The sequence below is a fragment of the Primorskyibacter sp. S187A genome (genome assembly GCF_049800955.1).
GTDB lineage: Bacteria > Pseudomonadota > Alphaproteobacteria > Rhodobacterales > Rhodobacteraceae > JAKVBH01.
The window spans coordinates 249,577-271,768 of the sequence record NZ_JBNAGA010000003.1 but is presented as its reverse complement, the minus strand read 5'-3'; the positions used below and the strand labels follow the sequence as shown (position 1 = coordinate 271,768).

Here is a 22,192-nt window from a genome sequence, read left to right as displayed (position 1 = left end):
TATCCGACGGTGCCACTCTTACCGCCCCTTCCAGACCGGGTCCCGCTTCTCCGCAAAGGCCCGTGCGCCCTCGAGCTGATCCTCGGAGGTGTAGAGCGTCTCGACGGTCTTGAACTGGCTCTTGGTGATCCGGTTGAGCGCGTCCTGAAACTTCATGTCTTCCGCCTCGCGCACGATCTCCTTGATCGCGGCATTCACCAGCGGCGGGCCGGAGGCAATGAGCTGCGCCATCTCCCGCGCCTGCGCCATGAGCTCCGCGCCGGGATAGATGTGATTCACAAACCCCCAGCGCGCCGCCTCCTCCGCCTCGAGCCACCGCCCCGTCAGCAGCATCTCCATCGCGATGTGATAGGGGATCCGCTTGGGCAGCTTGATCGAGGCCGCATCCGCAACCGTGCCGGATCGGATCTCCGGCAGCGCAAAAGACGCATGATCGGCGGCCAGAATGATATCCGCCGACAGCGCCAGCTCCAGCCCGCCGCCACAACATATCCCGTTCACGGCCGCAATCACCGGCTTGTTGAGATGGGGCAGCTCCTGCAATCCACCAAAACCACCGACACCGTAGTCGCCATCCACCGCATCGCCATCGGCGGCGGCCTTGAGATCCCAGCCTGGGCAAAAGAACTTCTCACCCGCGCCCGTGATCAGTGCCACGCGCAACTCCGGATCATCGCGGAAGTCAAGAAAGACCTCCCCCATGATGCGGCTGGTGGCCAGATCGATGGCATTGGCTTTGGGCCGGTCCAGCGTCACCTCGAGCACATGGCCCACACGTTCCGTTCTGATCGGGCTGTCTGTCATGCCTGCTCCTCCCTGATGAGCGCATCTACCGCGATGGCGCCGTCTGTCTTGCACAAAAGCGGGTTGATCTCCAATTCGACGATCCCCGGACGCGCCTCCAACAGCGCCTGCATCGCCATCACCACCTGCACAATCGCATCGATATCCGCGCCCGGGCGGCCGCGAAAGCCCTGCAAAACCGGCGCGCAGCGGAGCCGCAGGAGCATATCGCGCACCTCATCCGCAGAAACCGGCAACAACGCATGAGTGACATCGCCCAAAAGCTCCGTCTCGATGCCGCCCCGCCCCACAGTCAAGACCATCCCATGGGCCGGATCACTCAAGATCCCAATGAGCAATTCAGTTGAGGCCCCATCGACCATCTCTTCCAGAAGAAACTGCGCCCCACCCATGACACGGGCCGCAGCACGCACCGCATCAGCGTCCCGGAGCCCCAGTGCAACGCCGCCCGCCTCCGACTTATGCGCCACGCCTGATGCCTTCAGGACCAACGGTGGCACCAGCGCTTGCGCCGCGTCCGCCAGGTCCGCAGCAGCAACACAGGCCCCCCGCGGCACCGCAATCCCTGCGCAGGCCAGCGCCTGTTTGCTCTCGGTTTCGCTCAAAAGCGCCGCAGATCCGCTCTCGCGTGGCGGCCACGCCGGAGAGAGGCACGACGCAGAGACGGCCAAAGCGGCAATGGCCTCCAAGGCGGCGGGCATCCCGCACAAGGGAACGATCCCCTGATCCATCAAACGATCTGCCAAATCTTCAGGCATGGTCTCCGCAAGCGATGCAAGCACCGCCATGGGGCGCCCGCTTTCCTCTTGCGCCCGCGCCACGGCCCGAAACGCGGGCTCCCACGCCCGGGCGTCACATCGATCCGCGCGCGGCGTGTCCAATACGAGCAACCCCATGGCGTGGTCTGATGTCATCATCGCTGAAAACACCCGCGTCATCGCCGCCTCATCTCCCCAGATATAGGTGTGGTAGTCCAACGGATTGGCCAGAGCGACATGGGGCCCCAAGGCCTCTCGCAAGGCGTGCTCCTGCGTCTCGACAAGCGGCGGGAACGCGACACCAAGGGCGCCACCAATATCCGCCATCAGTGACGCTTCACCGCCAGAGCACGACAACGAGGCCACCTGCGCACTGGGCAATCCCCCATGCAAATGCGCGATTTTTAAAGCTTCAACAAATCCCTCAATCGTGCGCACCTGCGCAAAGCCTGCCCGCGCAAAAAGCGCCCGCGCTCCCGCCTCAGAACCAGACAGCGAGGCTGTGTGGGACACAGTGGCCACCTGCGCTTCCTCGGACGACCCGACCTTCAAGACCACGACGGTTTTGCCCAACGCCTGTGCCCGCTCCGCCAAGGCCCAAAACGCAGACAGATCGCCCAAGCCTTCCACATGCAATCCCACTGTCGTGATCCGCGGATCGTCCAGCAACGCGCACGCGAGCTGCGACACACCCTGCTGAGCTTGATTGCCCGCAGTCACGACAAACCCAAGAGGGAGGCCCCGCGCCTGCATCGTGAGGTTGATGGCAATGTTGGAACTCTGGGTGACGATGGCCACACCGCGCGCCACGGGTTTGCCCCCATGCTGGTCGGGCCACAGCGCGACGCGGTCGAGATAGTTGATCATGCCATAGCAATTGGGCCCAAGGATCGGCATGTGGCTCGCTGCATTCAGCAAGGCTGATTGCAAGGTACCCGCATCCGAGAGCTCACCTGCGGCCTCGGCATAGCCGCTCGCAAAACACACAGCCCCTCCGCAGCCAAGCTCCGCCAAGTCCGCAACGACGTCCAACGTCGCAACACGGTTGACACCGATAAACGCCGCGTCCGGCACAGCCGGCAAATCCCGCACCTTGGCAAAACCTTCCCTCGGATGCACACGCCAAACGTCGCCCTCAAAGCCGATTTTCCCAAGCTCGGCGATCACGTTCTCACACCAAAACCCGCCCCCCACCACTGCAACGGATTGGGGGGTCAACAATCGACGCAGATCGCGCGCGCCTGCCATCAGACAGCACCTGGCTCGAAGCGGGGATGCGTATTTTTTGCCAAAAGAAGCAACGGAATATTAAGGTTAACGCGCGATCGTAAAAAGGCGGTACAGGCAGGCGTGCCGATGACCGCGCCAGGAGAAGCACATCGGATGCTTTGATCGGGGGGGCTCACCATGGCTCCCCCGTTTCTTCTGGCCCCAAATACGCAATGTTGGCCCATCTGCCTCATGCTCCCAAGGGCCGCAGCAATTCGCGCGAGATGATGTGGCGCTGAATTTCCGATGTCCCGTCCCAGATCCGCTCGACCCGCGCATCGCGCCAGAAGCGCTCGATGGGAAAATCATCCATCAGGCCCATCCCGCCAAAAATCTGCAAGGATTGATCGGTGACGCGCGCGAGCATCTCCGTGGCGAAAAGCTTGGCAGAGGCGATCTCACGGTTGGCGGGCAGGCCCTGATCAAGTCGCCAGGCGGACATAAGCGTCATGAGGTCTGCGGCATCGATTTCGGTTATCATGTCCGCTATTGGAAAGCTGACGCCCTGAAACTTGCCGATCTGCTGGCCAAATTGCTTGCGCTCGGCGGCATAGGCCAAGGCCATGTCAAAACAGCGCCGCGCGCGGCCCACCGCCATCGTGGCGACCGTGATCCGTGTGGCGTAGAGCCAGGTATTCATCACATCAAAGCCACCATCGACCTCTCCCAGAACCTGCGCATCCGGCAAGCGACAATTGTCGAACTCAAGGACCATGTTCTTGTAGCCGCGGTGGCTCACGGAGCGGTAGCCATCACGAATCGAAAAGCCCGGATGACCACGATCCACAAGGAAGGCCGTGATGCGTTTCTTCGGACCTTTTGGCGTCTGGTCTTCTCCCGTTGCGATAAACACAATGACGAAATCGGCATGATCGGCGCCGGAGATGAAGTGTTTGGTGCCATTGACCACCCAATCACCACCTTCGCGCAGCGCTGTGCATTTCATGCCACGCACATCAGAGCCTGCATCCGGTTCGGTCATGGCCAGCGCATCCATACGTTCACCGCGCACCGCGGGCAGGAGATAGCGCTCGCGCTGGTCCCCCTCGCAGGCCATGAGGATGTTTTGCGGACGACCAAAGAAATGTGTCAGCGCCATGGAGCCCCGGCCCAACTCTCGTTCGACCAAGGCAAACTCCAGATGTGAGAGCCCCGCCCCGCCCACCTCTTCGGGGAAGTTGCAGGCATAAAACCCCAGCTCCAATGTCTTTTGCTTGATCTCCTGAGCCAGCGCCTCCGGCACATGGCCTGAGCGGTCCACCTCGGCCTCATGTGGATAGATCTCGTTTTCCACAAAGGCACGGACCGTATCCACGATCATCTTCTGCTCATCACTCAGGGCAAAATCCATTGGCGCTCCTCCTGCGCGGAAGGTGCCACGGCTTGACGCCACATACTCTGCAGAATACGCCAATGATCATGCAGATTTCGCTATGCCTCTATCCGCAATTTTCAAACCATTGCCTGGCCAACGCGCTGGAACCCCTGCGGGCCGCCAATGACCTGAGCGGCGCGGCGCTCTATGGATGGCAGATCGTGAGCCCCGATGGCAGGGCGGTCCAAAGCTCATCCGGTCTGGAAATAATGCCGCAATGCAATTTGAAGACGGCCCGGGGTGACGCGTTGTTTCTTATCCCGTCTTATAACCACCACCGTTTCGACACGCCGCCCCTAAATGCTGCTCTGCGGGCATCTGCGGCCCGTCACGGCTGCGTTGCAGGGATGGATACAGGCGCCTGGCTTATGGCCCGTGCCGGGCTTCTGGATGGACGCCGCGCCACCGTGCACTGGGACGAATACGCCGCTTTTGCCGAGGCCTTCCCCGAGATCACCGCCTGCCCGGACCGCATCGTGCGCGATGGGCCGCGCTGGACCTGCGGCGGTGCCACGACAGCGTTTGATCTCGTGTTGGCGTTGATCGAAGAGCATCACGGTGCGTCGCTGCGCCTCGAAGTCGCGGCGCTCTTCATGCACGGCGAGTGGCGCGGCGGCCTGCCGGCCCATCCAAGCGGTGAGGCCCGATTGGATGCCGCCGTAGCCTTGATGCGCCGCAATGTCAGCCAGCCGCTGCCCATAGCCGAGGTCGCCACGCGCATCGGCATGTCACAACGGCGCATGGACGACCTCTTTGCCCGAAGGCTCGGAGAAAGCCCGAGACAGCTCTACCAGCGCCTGAGACTGGAAGAGGCCAAACGACTTCTCCAGCATACGCGCGAAAGCGTCGGGACCATTGCCGCGCTGTGTGGATATGCTGACCCCTCCGCGATGGGTCGGGCCTTTCGGGGTCGCTATGGCACCAGCCCGCGCGCCTACCGGCAGGCTAGAGCATGAGTTCCATGCGAATGGAGGGTAATGTTATGCCCGGGCGCAGCGGAACGTCGATGCCGCCCATCTGCAAAAAGCCCATGGCCTCGTAAAACTTCACAGCTGTCCGGGTCGAGAGACAATCGAGCTTCATCATCCCGCAGCCCTTGGCGTGCAGGATCACGTTTGACATCAGCGCGCGGCCAATGCCGTGACGTGTATGACGGTGGGACGTCACAACGTGGCGGACATGACCAACCCCGCGTGAGCCCGGCTTGCCGCCCGGGGCCTCCATGGTCCAACCACCGGCCCCGACGATTTCGTCGTCGAGTTCAGCCACGAAATAGCTGCCCGATGCCAGCAGCTGGGGCTGTGCACGGGAAATCAGCGGAAGCGCCGTCACCAACACCGAAGGCAGGTAGTCATGTTTCAGAAGTGCGGGGTAGCTTTGCGACAGCAGAGCATCGACCGCCATTAGGTCATTCGGTGTAGAAACGCGCACGCGGGGATGGAGGAGCGTTGCGGTCATACGGCTGAGGTAGGGCAAAGGTGCACCCTGACCACAACAAAACGCCGCGCTGTCGTAAATCAGGCGGCGCTTCCATCTGCATAGAGGGCAAGATTACTTGATCTTGCCTTCCTTGTACTCGACATGCTTGCGCACGACCGGGTCGTACTTACGAACAACCATTTTCTCGGTCATGGTCCGGGCGTTTTTCTTGGTCACGTAGAAGTGGCCAGTGCCTGCGGTCGAGTTCAGGCGGATTTTGATTGTGGTCGGCTTGGCCATGTCACTCTCCTCGGGCGCTCACGCGGATTGCGCGCGCGTCGTATCTCTTGAGAGGCGCCTTTTACCGGGCTGGGCGGGGCTGTCAACTGGATTCGGCGGGCCGCGCATTGGTGTTCGCACTCAAGCGGCGACCGACGACACACAGACACTCGACTGACCCGTCGCGCAGGAAAACCGGCGCAATTGTCATCGACAGAAGTTGCCCCTCCATGGAACCAGGCTCAGCGATCTCGCAATGCACCTGCTCGCCCTGCGCCGCCAGCTGCACCGCGCGCAACAATTCGCGCCGCGCCGAGGGCGGGAAGAACGAGGCCCAATGGGCACCCCGCGCCTGATCAAAGCTGGTGTGGCAGACCCTGCGCAGCCCATGCTCGTTGACGTAGATCACCTCTCCCACCTCGTTGAGCAGGAACAGACAATCCGGCGTTGCGTGCAGCATCGAGAGCACAAAGGATGGCGTGGCCAATCCAAGCACATCGAGAATGCCTTCGTTGATCTGTGGTTGAAACGCACGCTGGTGCACTTCGATTGTCATGTGCGGGCCCTTTCCTTGGCGGCACCCGGCTCCCCTCACGAAACATTCACGATTCGGGCAAGGCTGGCAAAAGATAACTGCCTGTCGTGCGGAAAAGCGCTGAGAGGTCGCACCCCGAGCTGCCCTCGCGGAGCAGGCGCGCTCGGGGGACGAAGAGATTTGCGCGGTGGGCCTGTAAGCCGGATTCTGTCGTAGGACCTGCCGGCGCGAACCTGCATGTCCCGAGATGACCATTCCTCTCGACCACGCGTTACCACGCGGCCTCTAGCTGCCAACCCGACCCTCTGGGCTGAAGCCGCCCTGGGCCCCTTGCGGGGCCCGCGAAGGTCCTATTCGGCATTGCTCCCGGTGGGGCTTGCCATGCGGAAGACGTTGCCGCCTCCCCGGTGGGCTCTTACCCCACCGTTTCACCCTTGCCCGTGCGCAATCTCCTTTGGCGCACCTCAGGTCATACCTTTGGCGCACCTCCGGTCATACCTTTGGCGCACCTCCGGTCATACCTTTGGCGCACCTCCGGTGCGACGGGCGGTCTGTTCTCTGTGGCGCTTTCCGTCGGGTTGCCCCGCCCGGGCGTTACCCGGCACCGTTGCTTCAGGGAGTCCGGACTTTCCTCGAAGGCTGGTGACAACCCCCGCGGCCATCCGGCCCACCGCGCGTTGGGTCGTTTAGGGCGTGGGGCGGGTGTGGTCAATGGTGTGACCCTTCTCGTGAAAAGGATGGGCGGTGTTCTTGGGGGCGCTGCCCCCGCGCGCGCGGCGCGCTCCCCCGAGGTATTTGAAGACAAAAGAAGACAGGTCGGCGCATTTTGAACGGCTTGGGTGATCTGTATCGGGCCAGTCGTGACAAGAGGATGCGTCGTGTCGGCCAGTACGCTTGCGAGAATAGTAGAGTAACTCATAGGAACTGGCTGAATTTGAGGGGCTGTGGATGAGGGGCTGTGGATAGCTATGAGGCGGGATGCATTGTTCTTCTCTTGTATCGTCGACCCTCTTGCGGAGTTTTCCAACCCTATTTGATCTCAGCTTTTTGGACACTGGCGCGCGTGTCATCCTGGCTGACTTTTTGGGAGTTCGATACATGGACAAGCCTGAGAGAGACAGCCGTCTGTAGCTTCGGCTCAAATCTTTACAGCCTTTTGGCGGTGACTACCGCGCTGGGTCTGCATTATGTGGTCCTTGTGGGGTGGTTCACCGGGTCTGACCGTCCCGCCAGATATGCCAGATCGGTTTGACCGCTTTTTGGTCATGGACAAGGTGCTGAGTCTGGGCAGCGGCTCCAATATAAAAACCGGCGTTTCGAAGCGGCTGAGCCGGATTGGGGTATGGCGCCTCTGTTTTCGGCGCCAATTCTCCGGGATGGCCGATTGAGTTACGGCGGCTTGCGCACCCACCTCCCCGATGCGCGCCACCACGCGGGCCTAGGTCGGTTTCCTGTCCTCGCGACAACGGAACCCGAGACGAATGGCGTGGATCGTGCTATGGCCGCCAAGTGACCGGCATGACGAGAATGCCTAGACGGTAGCGGCCATGCTCAGCATTGGCATGCCGCTACGCGTATCGCCTGAGGCGGGACAATTCGCATAGCATACCCATAGGGTCGAATTGGCTCGCGGGACCTTGAGCACCGTGGGGCTAGACCTCTGCCAGAACGGCCATATCTGCGGCGCACAGAGACCCGCGCGCCCAGGGACGGAACCGCATCCGCACGGCGTGCAACAAAGCGTCATCACTGGCATCACAGCTGTAGCCGCGCGCCTTTGCTGCGGCGCGAAACTGCGCCGGGGTTGGATTTTGGGTAGGTCCTTGCCCGACGCCATGCGCGAGGCCTTGGCGAGCCAGACGGGCCCAGTCGAACCGGGGACCCGGATCGATTTTGCGGCCAATGGCCATATCGGAATGACCAATCGTTTCAGTGATATCCCAGCGCGCCTTAATCCGGCCCATGAGCGCTTCCAGCGCGGCCATCTGCGGCTCCGGGAAGGGCTCCGCCCCTGTGTTGGCGATCTCGATCCCGATGGAGCGCGAGTTGATGTCGTCCTGCCCGCGCCATTCACCGGCGCCCGCGTGCCAGGCGCGCTCTGTTTCGTCTACGAGCTGCCACAGGGTCCCGTCGCGTGCGAGCACGTAATGCGCGGAGACCTGCGCCTCGGGGTTGCACAGCCAGTCGCGCGCGCGCTCAGCAGACGCCATGGCCGTGTAGTGCAAGACGATGAGGTGGGGCGTCAGCCCCGCCCTGCGCGCACCGGCGTTGGGGCTGGGATGCCACACGGCGTTTGCATCGCGCACGGCGCGGCTCTTACCCGCCGGTGGCCGTATTGGCCTGTACGGCCCTGCGGAACGGCGTCGGATCCCACTGGCACGCGAAGCCATCCCCATCGGGGTCGAGGCCCTTGCGATCGCGCTGCGGCCCGCCGCGGATCAGGAAATCCTCTTGTGCTTGGTCGGGCGAGGCATAAACCGCACAATTGCGCACGAACTTGGCCTGCGCGTTAAAGCCGCCGCGACGATAGACGCTGGCGCCCACCGGGTTGTTGGTCCGGATTGCGTATTCCACGATATTTGGCACATCCGTCCCGGGACGCGTCGGCAAAGCGCCGGGTTCAATCACAACGTATTGCGCGCGCGCGGCGGCAATGCGGGCGGCATCATCCTGAATGCCGCGCTCATCAGAGACCGCGTTGAAATCCTGCTCCTGACTGATGCCTGCGGAGTTTGTCACTGCTCGGGGCGCCGGATTTGAGGGGCTGGCGTCAAGCGGCGCTTGGCCTGAGTTCTGCGCGCGCGCGGCTGCGCCCGCCGTGTCTTCAAGGCTCTGCTGCGCCACGGTTGCAGGCGCTGTCAGCCCGGGCTGTGCCGCGCTGCGGCCTTCAAGCTGCGCCTCGCGGTTCAGCCGCGCGGTGCGCTCGGCATCCACACGATCAAACCCCACACCCGCCCCGCTGTCGGGGATCGCAGGTTGGCACGCGGCCAGCGCCGCCAACGCGGCACCACACAGGAGAACTCGGATCATTTTGACTGCCTCATCGCTTTTGGATGGGGTTTACCACCATTTGCCCGGCTTGGCCACAAACCCGGCCGCCTGCTCCAGCGCATAAGCGGTATTGAGCAAATCACCCTCTTCCCAGGGACGCCCGATCAGCTGCAAGCCCAAAGGCAGGCCCTGCCCGTCCAGCCCAGTAGGCACCGAAATCCCTGGCAACCCGGCGAGGTTGACCGTCACGGTAAAGACGTCGTTGAGATACATCTGCACGGGATCAGCCACTTCCTGGCCCAAGGCAAATGCGGCAGATGGCGTGGCAGGTGTGAGGATCGCGTCGACGCCTTGGTCAAATACGGTCTCAAAGTCGCGCTTGATCAGGCTGCGCACCTTGCGCGCGCGGTTGTAATACGCGTCATAAAAACCCGCCGAGAGCACATATGTCCCGATCATGACCCGGCGCTTGACCTCAGCACCAAACCCCTCGGCGCGGGTCTTTTCATACATCTCGGTGATGCCATCACCTTGGCTCAGCTGCGCCCGGTGCCCGTAGCGGACCCCATCGTAACGCGCGAGATTGGAGGAGGCCTCGGCAGGCGCAATCACGTAGTAGGTTGGCAGGGCGTATTTCGTATGCGGCAGCGAGATATCGACGATCTTGGCACCGGCATCGGCCAGCATTTCGCGCCCCTGCGCCCAGAGCGCCTCGATCTCGTCGGGCATGCCGTCCATACGGTATTCGCGGGGAATGCCGATGGTCTTGCCGCGAATGTCACCTGTCAGCGCCGCCTCGAAATCGGGCACGGCGAGGTCGGCCGACGTGCTGTCTTTCGGGTCATGGCCGCACATGGCTTCCAGCATGATGGCCGCATCGCGGACGTCCTTGGTCATCGGGCCCGCCTGATCCAGCGAGGAGGCAAAGGCGATGATGCCCCAGCGCGAGCAACGCCCATAGGTTGGCTTGATCCCGGTGATCCCGGTGAAAGCGGCAGGCTGGCGGATCGAACCGCCGGTGTCAGTGCCCGTGGCGCCAAGGCAGAGATCGGCGGCGACCGCAGAGGCCGAGCCGCCAGAGGACCCACCGGGCGTCAGCGCCTGATCGGAATTGCCCGCGCGCCAGGGGTTGACCACATTGCCATAAACGCTGGTCTCGTTGCTCGAACCCATGGCAAACTCATCCATGTTGAGCTTGCCCAACATGACGCCACCTGCTTCAAAAAGCTGGCGCGAGACGGTGCTCTCATATTCCGGCTTGAAGCCATTGAGGATCTTGGAGGCCGCCTGCGAGGGCACACCTTTGGTGCAAAAGAGGTCCTTGATGCCGAGAGGCACGCCGCAGAGCGCAGGCGCATCGCCCGTCTTGATCCGCGCATCTGCCGCCGCCGCCTGTTCTCGCGCGATCTCGGGTGTGTTGTGCACAAAGGCATTGAGCTCACCCGCCGCCTCGATGGCCCCAAGGCAGGCCTCGGTCAGCTCAGCCGAGGTCACATCGCCCTTGCGCAGCGCGTCGCGCGCCTCGGCAATCTTGAGTTTGTTCAGCTCACCCATCACTCAACCACCTTCGGCACCGCAAAAAATCCCTCGCGCGCATCCGGCGCATTGGCGAGAACCTTCTCCTGCTGGCCCCCATCGGTGACCCCGTCCTCGCGCCGCTTCAGGCGCATCGGCGTGACGGAGACCATCGGCTCGACGCCCTCGACATCGACCTCGGAGAGCTGCTCGATGAAGCCCAGAATACCGTTGAATTCCTGCGCCAGCGCGGGCAACTCCTCAGGTTCAACCCGGATCCGGGCCAGCTTGGCCACCTTGGCCGCGGTGTCTTGATCGATGGACATGGGACCTCTCATCCTCAGACTTTTGCCCGCTTTAGCGCGCCGCCCTTTGGCTCGCAAGTCCATCCGCGCGCTGATGGCGTCGGTAAACCTCGATCATCCAGCCCAGCATGAGCGCATTGAGCACATGCCACCAGAAATGCGTACCCATGGGCAGCGCATCACAAAAGGGCATGTCGAGCGAGCGCAAGGTGATCGAGAGCGCCAGGACAAGCGCCCCCAGACACAAGCCCCGCCCCACCGCGGGCAAGCGCCGCAACAGCAAGGCTCCGACCCCGCCGATCAACAGCGCAATCGGCCAATAGCCGGCCGAGATCTGCAAGAACGGTATCTCCCGCAAAACCGGCACCAAGACCGCCACATACGGGAAAAACGCCACGACCGCTCCTGCAGCCCACACAGGCCGCCAGCCCGCATAATCGCGCGCCGCGAGAAAGATGTAGCTCAGCGTGAAGATGAGGATCGGCACCACATCTGCGATCACCGCCCAAACCGTCGCAAAGGTGTGAAACAGGAACGAGCCCACCCCGATCACAAAAAGCACAGCCGACAACCACCGCGCCCCGGGCACGCCAGCGCTGCGCCGCCACATCACAAGCGCCACCACCATGAACGCCAGATTGGTCACCGCATTCACAGGCTCCGCCCAGAAAGACGGGTCCAGCCGCTCACAATAGCCGTCCATCTGTCGTGTTAGATCCATGGTTTCTTCTGGCTCCAAATACGCAAAGACCAACCTGTGCCAGAGGTGACAGGCTTCAAGTCTTTCCGCTACATTGACCCAAAGACAACACAGGGAGAGACACTCATGAACATCATCTGGCTCGGCCACGGCTCATTCCGCATCGAGATCGGCGATCAAGTCCTGCTTGTGGATCCCTGGCTGAATGGAAATCCAATGATGGAAGACCAGGATCACGCCGCCGCCATTCAGGACGCGAGCCATATCCTCGTGACGCACGGCCATTTCGATCACACGGTCGATATTGTGCAAATCTCGAAAGACACAGGCGCGCCGGTCTCGGCCATCTATGAGCTCGCGGGGCACCTGCACGGGCAAGGCGCGGTGGAGGGCCACGCGTTCAATCTCGGCGGGACGATCACGCTGGGGGATGTCGAGGTGCACATGGTGCCTGCCGCGCATTCCTCCTCCATCGAACGCGACGGGAAGAGCGCCTATATGGGCCGCGAAACCGGCTTCATCCTCAAAGGCGAAGGGCGCTCGATCTACCTGTCCGGAGACACGGCGCCCATGGCGGATATGGCCTGGATCGCCGAGTATTACCTGCCCGATGTCGGCATCCTCTCGGCAGGCGGATACTACACGATGGACATGAAACTGGCCGCGTTTGCCGCGCGGAAATACTTCGATTTCAAGACGGTTATCCCCTGCCACTACCGCACCTTCCCGGCCCTCGAACAATCGGCGGAGCTGCTGAGCGCGGGCCTGCCCGGCGTGGAGGTGATCGAGCCGGAGGTGATGCAACCCATCGCGCTGTGACCCCTTTTTGCGGGCGGCAAAATTTGTTTGCCTCCCTGAACACCGCCTGACAGACTTGCGCCATTGAACCAAGAAAGGAAGTCGGAATGAAATTGCTTGTGCCCACGCTCGCGGCCGCCGCCCTCGCCCTTGCGGCCTGCGCGCCGGAAGAAGAGATGATGATGTCAGACGCGGCCGCGCCTTACGTCGGCAAACAGCTGGTGTCTGATGATGGCACAGTTTTCCTCTTCGGCGCAGACGGGACTGTCGGCGGAACCATTCGCGGCGAAGCCATCATGGGCAGCTATTCCGCAACCGCCAAGGAAATCTGCAGCACCTATTCTGCGCCTGACTTCCTCACTGGACGTGAGTATTGCAGCACACCGGTTCAGAACGGCAATACCGTTGTCTTCAACCGGCGCGACGGCAGCTCCTCGCAACCCTATGAGATCAAGGGTTAAGCCCTCTCAGGAACCGTCCCACAATATCGTGGCGGGATAAAACTGCGACCAGGCGAACCAGAACGCCTGGTGGCTCCCAAGGCCCTCGCCTTGCGCATCCACCGCCTTGATGCCGCCCGCATCCAGCGCAAGCCGCACATTCTCGACCGCGATCTCCTGCCCGGCTTGCAGCGCCACAAAGGCCGCACTCCGCTGGAAAGCAACCGGCTGGCCCGACGCCGTGATGACGCCAATGACATCTTCATGCACCGGCAGCCTCGGATCCACATCACCCACCGGGAAAATCGGACCATTGGCATCGCGGGTGTTGCGGAAATCGAAATCACGCCCCAGCGCCAGATCTTCCACAAGCACACTCGTCTCGGGATGCGTGGCTTTCCACGTGCCCCAATCGGTGGTGATGACATTGGCCTGGCTCAGCTGAACCCCGCGTTCTGCGAGCGGCCCGGTGACGGCATGGCCCTTGAACGTGTCAAACACTGAATAGGTGTTGATGTCATACATCACCTTGTTGGACCGGATGAGCAGCCCGGAGGTGCGCAGGACAGGCCGTTGCAGACCCTCGCCCAGATCATCGGTGAAATACGCCTGCGCAGCGCCGCAGAGCGTGCAATAGGGAATGGCCAAATCGCGCCCGCCCAACGTGTCATTGACCATCTCGCGCACTTCCATGATGCGGCGTGGATAGGCGCGGTATTCTCCGTTGACCTCGACCCCGAAGACAATCGCATCATCCGCGAGCCACGTCGCCTCGGACGCGGCCTGCACTTCGGGGTTGTCCGCGGCAGGAATGCAATTGCAGGGACGCTCGGTCGTGTCATAGGCGCGGTCATCAATCATCACACCACCCCAGGACACCTGCCGCCAATCGATCTCACCTTCGACAAAAATGCGCTCCCAGCCGGGCACGATGCCTGTAAAGATCGCGCGTTTGACGCGCAGGTAATCAGGCGGCGCGGGAATGTCCCAGGCAATCAGGTGATCGGTGATGATGCCCCAGTGGTTCTGCTGCGGCGCGGGAATGCCCAGCAAAACAGCGGCGGCATCACCCAACACGGCGCTCAACCGCTGGCTGGAGGCAAATCGCATGAGATCTGCAATCATCCATGCCAGTCGGGGATCGCCGGAGGCGGCAATCACCTCCAGTGCCGCGCCCTGATCCGGCCCCCACGCGCCCTGCTCCACCGCATCAATAAGAGCGCCGTCAATGGCGGCTTGAACCTCAGCGGACAAGGCACCGGTCGGGCTCACAGGCGCGGCACCAAAGGCCTCCGCCGTGCGCGGCGCGCTCTGCGCTGCTGCAATGCCTGCTAGGCTCACCACGAGCGCGCAGACGAGCCCCCGCCAGAGCTGCATCGAAATCCAATCCCGTCCCATAGGTGCCGCCTTTCCTGACTGCCATGTCGCAGGTCCGCGACCCGCCTTGGCGATCAGCATCCCTGCAATCGCCGCTTCGCGCTAATCACGTTTGCATCAGAAAGCGGTGAGCCATCACGCATGAGACGACGGCAGCCAAGACGTTCTGCATCTTGTTCTTACGCATTCCCGGCCGGTTGTCGCGCCGCCTGTGTCGCCTAAAACGCGAGGCGTTTTTCGTCGCACGCACAGCGTCACTGCGGCCTGTTACCCCAACCAAACCACAGCCCCATTGACCAAGCCTCCAAAGCGCATCATATCCCCATGCATGACAGAGCTTTCTCGCATCCGCAATTTCTCCATCGTGGCCCATATCGACCACGGGAAATCCACCCTTGCTGACCGGCTGATCCAGTCGACCAATACGGTCGCGGACCGGGACATGAAGGAGCAATTGCTCGACTCTATGGATATCGAGCGCGAACGCGGCATTACGATCAAGGCCAACACCGTGCGGATTGACTACCGCGCTCAGGATGGTCTGGATTACGTCCTCAATCTCATCGACACGCCCGGCCATGTGGACTTCGCCTATGAAGTCTCCCGCTCCATGCGCGCGGTCGAGGGCTCGCTTCTGGTGGTCGATGCCTCGCAGGGCGTCGAGGCGCAGACGCTGGCCAATGTCTACACTGCTATCGAGGCAGATCACGAAATTGTCCCCGTTCTCAACAAGGTGGACCTGCCTGCTGCCGAGCCCGAGCGCGTGGCCGAACAGATCGAAGACGTCATCGGCATTGATGCTTCTGACGCTTGTTTGATTTCCGCAAAAACAGGCGTGGGTATTCCAGACGTGCTGGAAGCCATCGTAACCCGCCTGCCCGCGCCCCATGGCGGCGACCGGGACGCGCCGCTCAAGGCGATGCTCGTGGACAGCTGGTATGACCCCTATCTTGGCGTGGTCGTGCTTGTGCGGATCATGGACGGGGTCCTCAAAAAGGGCGATCAGATCAAGATGATGCAGACCGGCGCGAAATATGGCGTCGACCGGATCGGCGTCTTCCGCCCGCAGATGGAAAACGTGGCCGAGCTGGGCCCGGGCGAGATGGGCTTCATCACAGCCTCCATCAAGCAGGTCCGCGATACCAAAGTGGGCGACACGATCACCCATGAAAAGAAAGGTGCGACCGAGGCCCTGCCCGGCTTCCAACCGAGCCAACCCGTTGTGTTCTGTGGGCTCTTCCCGGTGGACAGCGCCGAGTTTGAAGACTTGCGCGACGCGATTGAGAAACTCGCGCTCAACGACGCGAGCTTCTCCTATGAGATGGAGACCTCCGCCGCGCTCGGCTTCGGCTTCCGCTGTGGCTTCCTTGGTCTGTTGCATCTCGAAGTGATCCGCGACCGGATCGAGCGGGAGTATAATATCGAACTCATCACAACCGCGCCCTCGGTGATCTATCACGTCTACATGAAAGACGGCGAGATGATCGAGCTGCACAACCCCGCCGACATGCCCGATATGTCAAAGGTGGATCACCTCGAAGAGCCGCGCATCAAAGCGACCATCCTTGTGCCTGATGAATACCTTGGCGATGTGCTCAAGCTTTGTCAGGACCGTCGGGGCATCCAGCTGGACCTGACCTATGCAGGCTCCCGCGCAATGGTGGTCTACGATCTGCCTTTGAACGAGGTGGTGTTCGACTTCTACGACCGGCTCAAATCGGTCACGAAGGGCTATGCGTCATTTGACTATCAGATGACGGGCTATCGCGAAGATCTCCTTGTGAAGATGTCGGTGCTCGTAAATGACGAGCCGGTCGATGCGCTCTCCATGATGGTACACCGGGACCGCGCGGAGATGCGCGGGCGGGCGATGTGCGAGAAGCTCAAGGACCTCATTCCCCGCCACATGTTCAAGATCCCGATCCAGGCGGCCATTGGCGGAAAAGTCATTGCGCGCGAGACGCTTAGCGCCCTGCGCAAAGACGTGACGGCGAAATGCTACGGCGGGGATGCGACGCGGAAACGCAAGCTGCTCGACAAGCAAAAGGCCGGCAAGAAGAAGATGCGGCAGTTCGGCAAGGTCGACATTCCGCAGGAGGCTTTCATCTCCGCGCTGAAGATGGACGGTTAAACATGCTTGAGACTCTGTTGTCTTTGAGAGATGAGGTGCTGCTGCTTTTGGCCGGATCCGGGGGAACGATCGCTTGGTCGTGGCTTCAGAACTCTCGCGACACACCAACCAAAATAGATACCAGCATTGAGAAAATTAGCTTTGGGTTAGATCCCCTCAATACGGCCGAATGGGAAGGCCTATTATCGCACGATGAATTTCAAAGGATAGAGCGCTCTTTTTTAGCGAGGGATACTATAGTCTTTGATTCTCGAATTCAAAAAGAGATAAACGAGATTTCTGTAGAATCTGGAACTATAAGGCCATGTTTCGCCATGGCTTACAATGGCGAAACGCTTTTTGAACTTTTCCAAGGAGCAATCGTCAACTACGGTCGAATGGGAGTATACGAAAAAACAGCAGAACTACTAGCTGAAGGTTTAGAGCAAATTCCAACCGATGATGAAGCAGCATATCTGCACTACTTCAACAGCGCCATCCAAGGAACTGGATTGTCAACCCCCATGTTCACGTCAATTCTGGTAGCACACAATCGAGGAGAGATGCAGCTAGAAGACCTAATCGATGAGAAGGAGGAAAATCTGGCAAAGTTGGTTTTGTCAATGATACAAGCCGATACACCCATAGATCAAAAAGCAGCGGCACGTAAGCAGGTCGAACAACTGAGCGTCCCGGCATATTGGATTGCAGACAATGGAGTAACTGCATTGCTCTGCGACTTCCCCGGATTTGGAATTGGATTGACTTGTGAAGGTCACTTCGCGCCGCAACGGAAAAAATCAGCTGCGGTGATTTACTCACTAGTAGCCTCGTGCAACTCTTCTAAAATGGCAGAAGTATTTCGGCGGCAAAGGGATAGAGCCGCGCGAGAGCGGGAAAGCATTGAAAAAGCAATTTCTAGTTTCAATGACTTACTTTTAAGATCTTCACCTTCTACTATCAGAGTAGTGCTGAAAGTTTTTAATTCTGCCCGTTATGCTGCAGCTCTATCAAACAAATGCCGTTTTGTAGTGCAAGATGAAAGATTTCCTAGTTTCGACTTAATTGCCAGTGATACAGAAAACCAAAGACTTGGACCCAGAGATGTGGTTTTACGGACTTACGCCGGTGAAGTCGATCACGATTTTCGAGACGCTTTGCACGCAGTGATTAAGGCTGGAAATGCAATGGCGACAGCAAAAATTGATATACTCACGCGTAAAGGCAAAAAAGAAGAGATTAGCCCGTACGTGGCGTTCCGGTAACCTACGGTACTTGACAAGATACGTTAGATCCCCGGACGGGAGTGAGTTTAGAGCCAAATCTGCATAGTGCTAATTTTCTAGTGGCAACGCCACTACAAGGAGTTTTCCTGCAAATGCACGGAAAACTGTCTGGCGCTCTTTGCACCTCCTGCCATGCGACATGGGAGGCACCGTTGGAGATGGGGCGCGACACGCCCTGCCCAGATTGCCATGCGTTGACCGCCCGCCCCGACATCGTCTGGTTCGGCGAAATCCCCCACCACCTCGACGCCATCGCAGACCATTTGGCCAGTGCCGATCTGTTTGTCTCCATCGGCACATCCGGTCAGGTCTACCCCGCCGCCGCCTTCGTGGAAGACGCCAATGCGCGCAATATCCCGACGCTGGAGATGTCCCTCGAACCCACGGCCATCTCGTCGCAATTTGATGAAGTCAGGCTTGGTCCCGCGACCCAGGTGGTGCCCCAATGGGTCGCGGAAATTCTCTCATAACAAGCGCTTAGCTGTTTTCGTCTTTCTTCATGCCATGGCCGGAATGGTCCATAGACCCATGCCCGCCCTTGCGCTCATTGTCGATCGGGATCTCGACGACGACATCCCCCGCTTGCTCAAAGGTAAGCGTGACCGAAATCGTCTCGCCTTGGATAAAGCTCTGGTTGAGCCCCATGAACATGACGTGGTCGCCGCCCCGCGCAAGCGCATGCATGCCACCGGCGGGAACGGCAAAGCCTTCCTCCACTTCCATCATCTTCATGACGCCGTCGCCCATGTCCTTATGTGTATGAAGTTCCACACGTTTTGCGACATCGGCGCTGGCTCCGATCAGGCGGTCTTCGCTGTCGGAATGGTTCATGATCTGCATGAAGGCCGCGCCCGCCTTGGCATTGGGGCCAGAGGCGCGGGCGTAGGCGTCTTTGATCATGATGCCTTCGGCGAAGGCGGGAAGGGCGAGAAGGGTCGCGGCAAAGGCCGCAGCAAATTTGCGTTTCATCTGTATGGTCCTGTGAAGAGGGAATTTCAGGGGTGAGTCACAGGATGACAGGCGGTGCTCTGGCCCGTTGCGCGATCCGGGGATCGGCGGGCGTTGCGTCTACCGTTTCCGGCGCAAAACCCAGGGTTACCAAAACCTCAACAAGTGCCGCGTCCGGCGAAGCCCCTGATACCGCTGCAAAAAACAGCGCACAATCGGGACAGATATGCGGCGCGGAGGTCGGCTCTCCGTCGCTATCAACGTAAACGGAACTCGGTCCGTGGCCCGTGCAGAGAATTATTTCATCAACGGCCGCCGTAGCACCCCGCGCCATGGCCATTGTTTCAGCCGTGAGCAGCAGCGTCACGGACAGCACAAGTGAGATCACGCGGGTGAAAAACACTGACATGTGAAAGACTTGTCCCGAAATGACATGTCTGACAAGGCGCTTTTCGCCGCAGTGCCCTCTCACGCGCGGATCACGAGGCAGGGAGCGGGCTTTGCGCGGGCTCACAAACGCGCCCATATGCTCCTCAGACACAGCAACGAGAGGACTTGATATGACCCTGACACGCCGCGCCGCACTCGGACTTTTCGCAATGGCCCCAGTGGCTTATGCGCTCACGCCCAAGGCAGCCTCCGCCATGGAGCCACAGATATTCCAAAACCCCATCGCCATCAATGGCACAGACCCCGTCGCCTATTTCACGATGAGCAAACCCGTGCCCGGCAGCGCGGATCACAAGGTCATGTGGAACGGCGCGGAATGGCACTTCTCCTCAGCCGAGAACGCCGCGACTTTCCAAGCAAATCCAGAGGCTTACGCGCCCGTTTTCGGCGGCTACTGCGCCTATGCCGCCTCCAAGGGCTACCTCGCCCCGACAGTGCCGGAGGCCTGGACGGTCCATGAAGGAAAGCTCTATCTCAACGCCAATCTGCGCGCCCGTGAATTGTGGCTGCAAGACGTGCCGGGCAACATCGCGGCGGGCCTCGCAAACTGGCCCGGCGTGCTCGGCTAAGGGGGCAAGTTGTGCGATGACCCCTCCAAATCGCACAAAACCCCTCACCCCGCCGCGTTTGAGCGCGCGGCGGGTTTGCGCGCTGTTAACCCTGACCTGCGAGGTCGGGGTATGTCGCTCAAAGATTTCCGCATCGTCAGCCTGACCGAGTTTCGCCACAACACCGGCCCGCTCATGGAATGGGTCGAGACCACGGGCAACCGCATCTGGCTCAAACGCTATGGCCGCCTCGTGGGCGCTGTGGTGCCGATGGATCAATGCGAAAAGCTGGAGGCTTTCGAGGGCCGCACGCTGGCCGACCGGCGGCGGCGTCTGGAGGAGGAATACGGCGCGTGGAAACGCATGAAGGCGCTCGGGCACCTCGACAAGGATCAACCCTTCGATTGGGAACGCGAAGGCTTCACCACGAAATACGCGACGTTTGAGGCTGAAGAGAAACGCAAAGCCGAAGACCGCGCACGCGAACGCCAACGGATGCGCGACCTGCAAGCCTTGGCGGAGTTGGATGAGTTGTTGGGGCCGGAAGATGATCCGTTGCCGGAGGAAGAGGTTGAAAGACGTCTGGCTTTGGAGAGACTGCGGCACCAAAAGTGACGCCCTTTCCAAAGCAAGACGGGTGGGACAAAGCAACAAAACGCAACGCGTTTTGTTGACGGTGGGAAAAGCGATTTTTTGGCTCCGCCAAAAAACGCGGTCCCACACAGACGTCACTCCAGGCGCACCCGACGCGGTAAGCCCCAAACAGCCAACGGACTCCGCCTCTCATGCATTGCAAGAAATGCATTGCCGGTTAGCGCAAGCAAGCTTGCGTCCAGGCCAGCGCCGACCCGCGGGAGCGAGTCTCGGACCGCAAAGCGGCAAACGATCCGGGGGATCGTTTGAGAGACGAGCGGGCGGAGCCCCGGGCGCTTGTTAGACGCAGAGGGCCAGCGCCGACCCGAGGGGGTGAGGACCAGTTCACGAAGTGACAAACGATCCAGTGGATCGTTTGCGGTCCGAACGGGTGGAGCCCAGGGGCGCTTGCAGTCTAGCGGAAGCCCAGCAGCGCCCGTGCTAGCGCCGACCCGAGGGAAGGCGCTCCAACATGCATTCTAAAGCCCTTTATCCCAGCCAAGTCATTGCGCAGAATGAGCGGCGTGCTGAGGTCCACAAAAGCGCCGCCCCGTCTCGCCGAAGGCGAGCCGATTGTAGGCGGCGCACCTTCGGTGCGACGGGGCGGGTCGGCGCTGGCTTGGACGCTCTTTACAGCGGGAACCGGCAGCGCATTTGTCAAAAATGCGCGAGAGGCGGGCACCTGCGGTGCTATTCCGGGCTAGAGGCCTCGACAAACGCGAATACTAGGAAACTCTTTTCGAAGGCAATTGAGCACAAGCTGTTTCAAGTATTTTCCTAACCTCCAATTGCAAAGAAACCTGATTTATCGAATGTATGCATTTCACTCCTACCCCCAATACTCTGCCTGATTTGTCTCCAGCGAATCTTGAAACCATCTCACGAAAATAGCGTGGCTCCGGGATTCCATAATTTGATGCGCTCGCATTCGCGCATTGAAAAACGGCATGAGCAACAAAATCTGCAACTTCCAGCCCTGGAGCCTCACCCTTTTTCATTACAGAAATCGCAAATGGATTCATCTTTGACAAAGCTATTGAATTTGGATGCAGAGGGTTTCTTTTTACTTTTTCTAGATATCGATACATGGCATCGTAGTCATGGTTTCTCTCTTCAAGTATGACATCAACATCATTGCAACTTGTGAGCCTTGGACCCAAGTAACCAAAGATCTGTTCAAGCAGATATTTTAGGCACTTATTATAGTACTTATGAGGATCGTTATCGATATCCTCTTTATACTCCCCAAGTGTTTCTTTGAGAGATATTGTAGCGAAATATCTAATTGGCAAACGACTTAATTCTCTCGCTAACAGCACTTTTTCGAAGTGCCCAAGGTCCGAAGCATGCTTCCACGATTTCTTTCTAATTTCTTTTTTGAACTGCGCAATCGCATTTGCAAGATGGACTTCACTTGTTGGCTCACAAACCACTGCTCCCATCACAAAATATGGCGACGCGCCAGGACTATTTTTACTACGGACTTTTGTAATACCAGTTTGCCCACTTTCATCTACAAAAACTCTAAATTTCATATTCACTCATCCAAAATGGTGATTGACCGGCCATCGCCTGCCCGCGGGATGGCGAACCACCCTGCGTTCAAAAGCCCTTTATCCCCACCAAATCATCGCACCAGACAATCGGCGCAC

Annotated in this window: 23 protein-coding genes and 1 other RNA gene; 8 read left to right on the top strand and 16 right to left on the bottom strand. The window is 60.0% G+C overall.

Annotated features, from left to right (window positions below; genetic code table 11):
* Window positions 1–18 precede the first annotated feature (18 nt).
* The 3 genes from ACP15S_RS18680 to ACP15S_RS18670 form a co-directional block, all read right to left on the bottom strand.
* On the bottom strand, window positions 19–804 hold the full coding sequence (locus tag ACP15S_RS18680) for a carnitinyl-CoA dehydratase (protein ID WP_425041188.1): 786 nt from the start codon (window positions 802–804) through the stop codon (window positions 19–21).
* Window positions 801–2,810 carry an acetate--CoA ligase family protein gene (locus tag ACP15S_RS18675; RefSeq protein ID WP_425041187.1) on the bottom strand — a complete coding sequence of 670 codons (2,010 nt, stop codon included), beginning with the start codon at window positions 2,808–2,810 and terminating at the stop codon, window positions 801–803. The genes ACP15S_RS18680 and ACP15S_RS18675 overlap by 4 nt, the downstream gene beginning before the upstream one ends.
* Before the next feature lie 211 nt (window positions 2,811–3,021).
* On the bottom strand, window positions 3,022–4,182 hold the full coding sequence (locus ACP15S_RS18670) for an acyl-CoA dehydrogenase family protein (RefSeq protein ID WP_425041186.1): 1,161 nt from the start codon (window positions 4,180–4,182) through the stop codon (window positions 3,022–3,024).
* Between the two features lie 68 nt (window positions 4,183–4,250).
* On the opposite strand from ACP15S_RS18670, the gene ACP15S_RS18665 reads away from it, so the two are divergent.
* Window positions 4,251–5,162, top strand: coding sequence for a GlxA family transcriptional regulator (locus ACP15S_RS18665; protein ID WP_425041185.1), 912 nt, complete (start codon window positions 4,251–4,253; stop codon window positions 5,160–5,162).
* Here the strand turns inward: ACP15S_RS18665 and ACP15S_RS18660 are convergent.
* The 9 genes from ACP15S_RS18660 to ACP15S_RS18620 form a co-directional block, all read right to left on the bottom strand.
* Window positions 5,152–5,664, bottom strand: coding sequence for a GNAT family N-acetyltransferase (locus ACP15S_RS18660; protein ID WP_425041184.1), 513 nt, complete (start codon window positions 5,662–5,664; stop codon window positions 5,152–5,154). The two genes, ACP15S_RS18665 and ACP15S_RS18660, sit on opposite strands and share 11 nt — an antisense overlap.
* Before the next feature lie 93 nt (window positions 5,665–5,757).
* Window positions 5,758–5,925 (bottom strand): 50S ribosomal protein L33, encoded by a 168-nt coding sequence (rpmG, locus tag ACP15S_RS18655; protein WP_007814563.1) that lies wholly within the window; start codon window positions 5,923–5,925, stop codon window positions 5,758–5,760.
* Between the two features lie 82 nt (window positions 5,926–6,007).
* Window positions 6,008–6,460, bottom strand: a complete 453-nt coding sequence (locus ACP15S_RS18650) for a PAS domain-containing protein (RefSeq protein ID WP_425041183.1) — start codon at window positions 6,458–6,460, stop codon at window positions 6,008–6,010.
* A 159-nt stretch (window positions 6,461–6,619) separates the two neighbouring features.
* An RNA gene (gene rnpB / locus ACP15S_RS18645) (RNase P RNA component class A) lies at window positions 6,620–7,113 on the bottom strand.
* Between the two features lie 978 nt (window positions 7,114–8,091).
* Window positions 8,092–8,745: an N-acetylmuramoyl-L-alanine amidase gene (locus ACP15S_RS18640; protein WP_425041182.1), complete on the bottom strand. Its 654-nt coding sequence runs from the start codon at window positions 8,743–8,745 to the stop codon at window positions 8,092–8,094.
* A 10-nt stretch (window positions 8,746–8,755) separates the two neighbouring features.
* Entirely contained in the window at window positions 8,756–9,469 is a 714-nt protein-coding gene (locus ACP15S_RS18635) for a hypothetical protein (protein ID WP_425041181.1), read from the bottom strand.
* A 30-nt stretch (window positions 9,470–9,499) separates the two neighbouring features.
* Window positions 9,500–10,984, bottom strand: coding sequence for an Asp-tRNA(Asn)/Glu-tRNA(Gln) amidotransferase subunit GatA (gene gatA / locus ACP15S_RS18630; RefSeq protein ID WP_425041180.1), 1,485 nt, complete (start codon window positions 10,982–10,984; stop codon window positions 9,500–9,502).
* Entirely contained in the window at window positions 10,984–11,271 is a 288-nt protein-coding gene (gene gatC, locus ACP15S_RS18625) for an Asp-tRNA(Asn)/Glu-tRNA(Gln) amidotransferase subunit GatC (RefSeq protein ID WP_425041179.1), read from the bottom strand. Before gatC ends, gatA begins: the two co-directional genes overlap by 1 nt.
* A 31-nt stretch (window positions 11,272–11,302) precedes the next feature.
* The gene (locus ACP15S_RS18620) at window positions 11,303–11,971 is read right to left on the bottom strand and encodes a ceramidase domain-containing protein (protein WP_425041178.1); all 669 of its coding nucleotides are present in this window, start codon (window positions 11,969–11,971) and stop codon (window positions 11,303–11,305) included.
* Between the two features lie 105 nt (window positions 11,972–12,076).
* Between ACP15S_RS18620 and ACP15S_RS18615 the strand changes: the two genes are divergently transcribed.
* Both ACP15S_RS18615 and ACP15S_RS18610 read left to right on the top strand, forming a co-directional pair.
* Window positions 12,077–12,769: a metal-dependent hydrolase gene (locus ACP15S_RS18615; protein ID WP_425041177.1), complete on the top strand. Its 693-nt coding sequence runs from the start codon at window positions 12,077–12,079 to the stop codon at window positions 12,767–12,769.
* Window positions 12,770–12,855: 86 nt separating this feature from the next.
* Window positions 12,856–13,209 carry a hypothetical protein gene (locus ACP15S_RS18610; RefSeq protein WP_425041176.1) on the top strand — a complete coding sequence of 118 codons (354 nt, stop codon included), beginning with the start codon at window positions 12,856–12,858 and terminating at the stop codon, window positions 13,207–13,209.
* Between the two features lie 6 nt (window positions 13,210–13,215).
* On the opposite strand, the gene ACP15S_RS18605 is transcribed toward ACP15S_RS18610, so the two are convergent.
* Window positions 13,216–14,586 (bottom strand): DUF3179 domain-containing (seleno)protein, encoded by a 1,371-nt coding sequence (locus ACP15S_RS18605; RefSeq protein WP_425041175.1) that lies wholly within the window; start codon window positions 14,584–14,586, stop codon window positions 13,216–13,218.
* 307 nt (window positions 14,587–14,893) lie between these two features.
* Between ACP15S_RS18605 and lepA the strand changes: the two genes are divergently transcribed.
* The 3 genes from lepA (at window position 14,894) to ACP15S_RS18590 (ending at window position 18,431) form a co-directional block, all read left to right on the top strand.
* Complete coding sequence (lepA, locus tag ACP15S_RS18600) at window positions 14,894–16,696, top strand: translation elongation factor 4 (RefSeq protein WP_425041174.1); 1,803 nt, start codon at window positions 14,894–14,896, stop codon at window positions 16,694–16,696.
* A gap of 2 nt (window positions 16,697–16,698) precedes the next feature.
* Window positions 16,699–17,940, top strand: coding sequence for a hypothetical protein (locus tag ACP15S_RS18595; RefSeq protein ID WP_425041173.1), 1,242 nt, complete (start codon window positions 16,699–16,701; stop codon window positions 17,938–17,940).
* Window positions 17,941–18,053: 113 nt separating this feature from the next.
* Entirely contained in the window at window positions 18,054–18,431 is a 378-nt protein-coding gene (locus tag ACP15S_RS18590) for a Sir2 family NAD-dependent protein deacetylase (RefSeq protein WP_425041172.1), read from the top strand.
* A 7-nt stretch (window positions 18,432–18,438) separates the two neighbouring features.
* Here ACP15S_RS18590 and ACP15S_RS18585 read toward each other — a convergent pair whose 3' ends face one another.
* Together ACP15S_RS18585 and ACP15S_RS18580 are read right to left on the bottom strand one after the other, a co-directional pair.
* Window positions 18,439–18,930: a copper chaperone PCu(A)C gene (locus tag ACP15S_RS18585; RefSeq protein ID WP_425041171.1), complete on the bottom strand. Its 492-nt coding sequence runs from the start codon at window positions 18,928–18,930 to the stop codon at window positions 18,439–18,441.
* Between the two features lie 37 nt (window positions 18,931–18,967).
* Window positions 18,968–19,318 carry a hypothetical protein gene (locus ACP15S_RS18580; protein WP_425041170.1) on the bottom strand — a complete coding sequence of 117 codons (351 nt, stop codon included), beginning with the start codon at window positions 19,316–19,318 and terminating at the stop codon, window positions 18,968–18,970.
* Window positions 19,319–19,469: 151 nt separating this feature from the next.
* Between ACP15S_RS18580 and ACP15S_RS18575 the strand changes: the two genes are divergently transcribed.
* The gene (locus ACP15S_RS18575) at window positions 19,470–19,928 is read left to right on the top strand and encodes a YHS domain-containing (seleno)protein (protein ID WP_425041169.1); all 459 of its coding nucleotides are present in this window, start codon (window positions 19,470–19,472) and stop codon (window positions 19,926–19,928) included.
* 111 nt (window positions 19,929–20,039) lie between these two features.
* A complete protein-coding gene (locus tag ACP15S_RS18570; RefSeq protein ID WP_425041168.1) occupies window positions 20,040–20,522 on the top strand; it encodes a hypothetical protein in 483 nt (160 codons plus the stop codon).
* Window positions 20,523–21,265: 743 nt separating this feature from the next.
* On the opposite strand, the gene ACP15S_RS18565 is transcribed toward ACP15S_RS18570, so the two are convergent.
* Window positions 21,266–22,075, bottom strand: coding sequence for a DUF3800 domain-containing protein (locus ACP15S_RS18565; RefSeq protein WP_425041167.1), 810 nt, complete (start codon window positions 22,073–22,075; stop codon window positions 21,266–21,268).
* Between the last annotated feature and the right edge of the window lie 117 nt (window positions 22,076–22,192).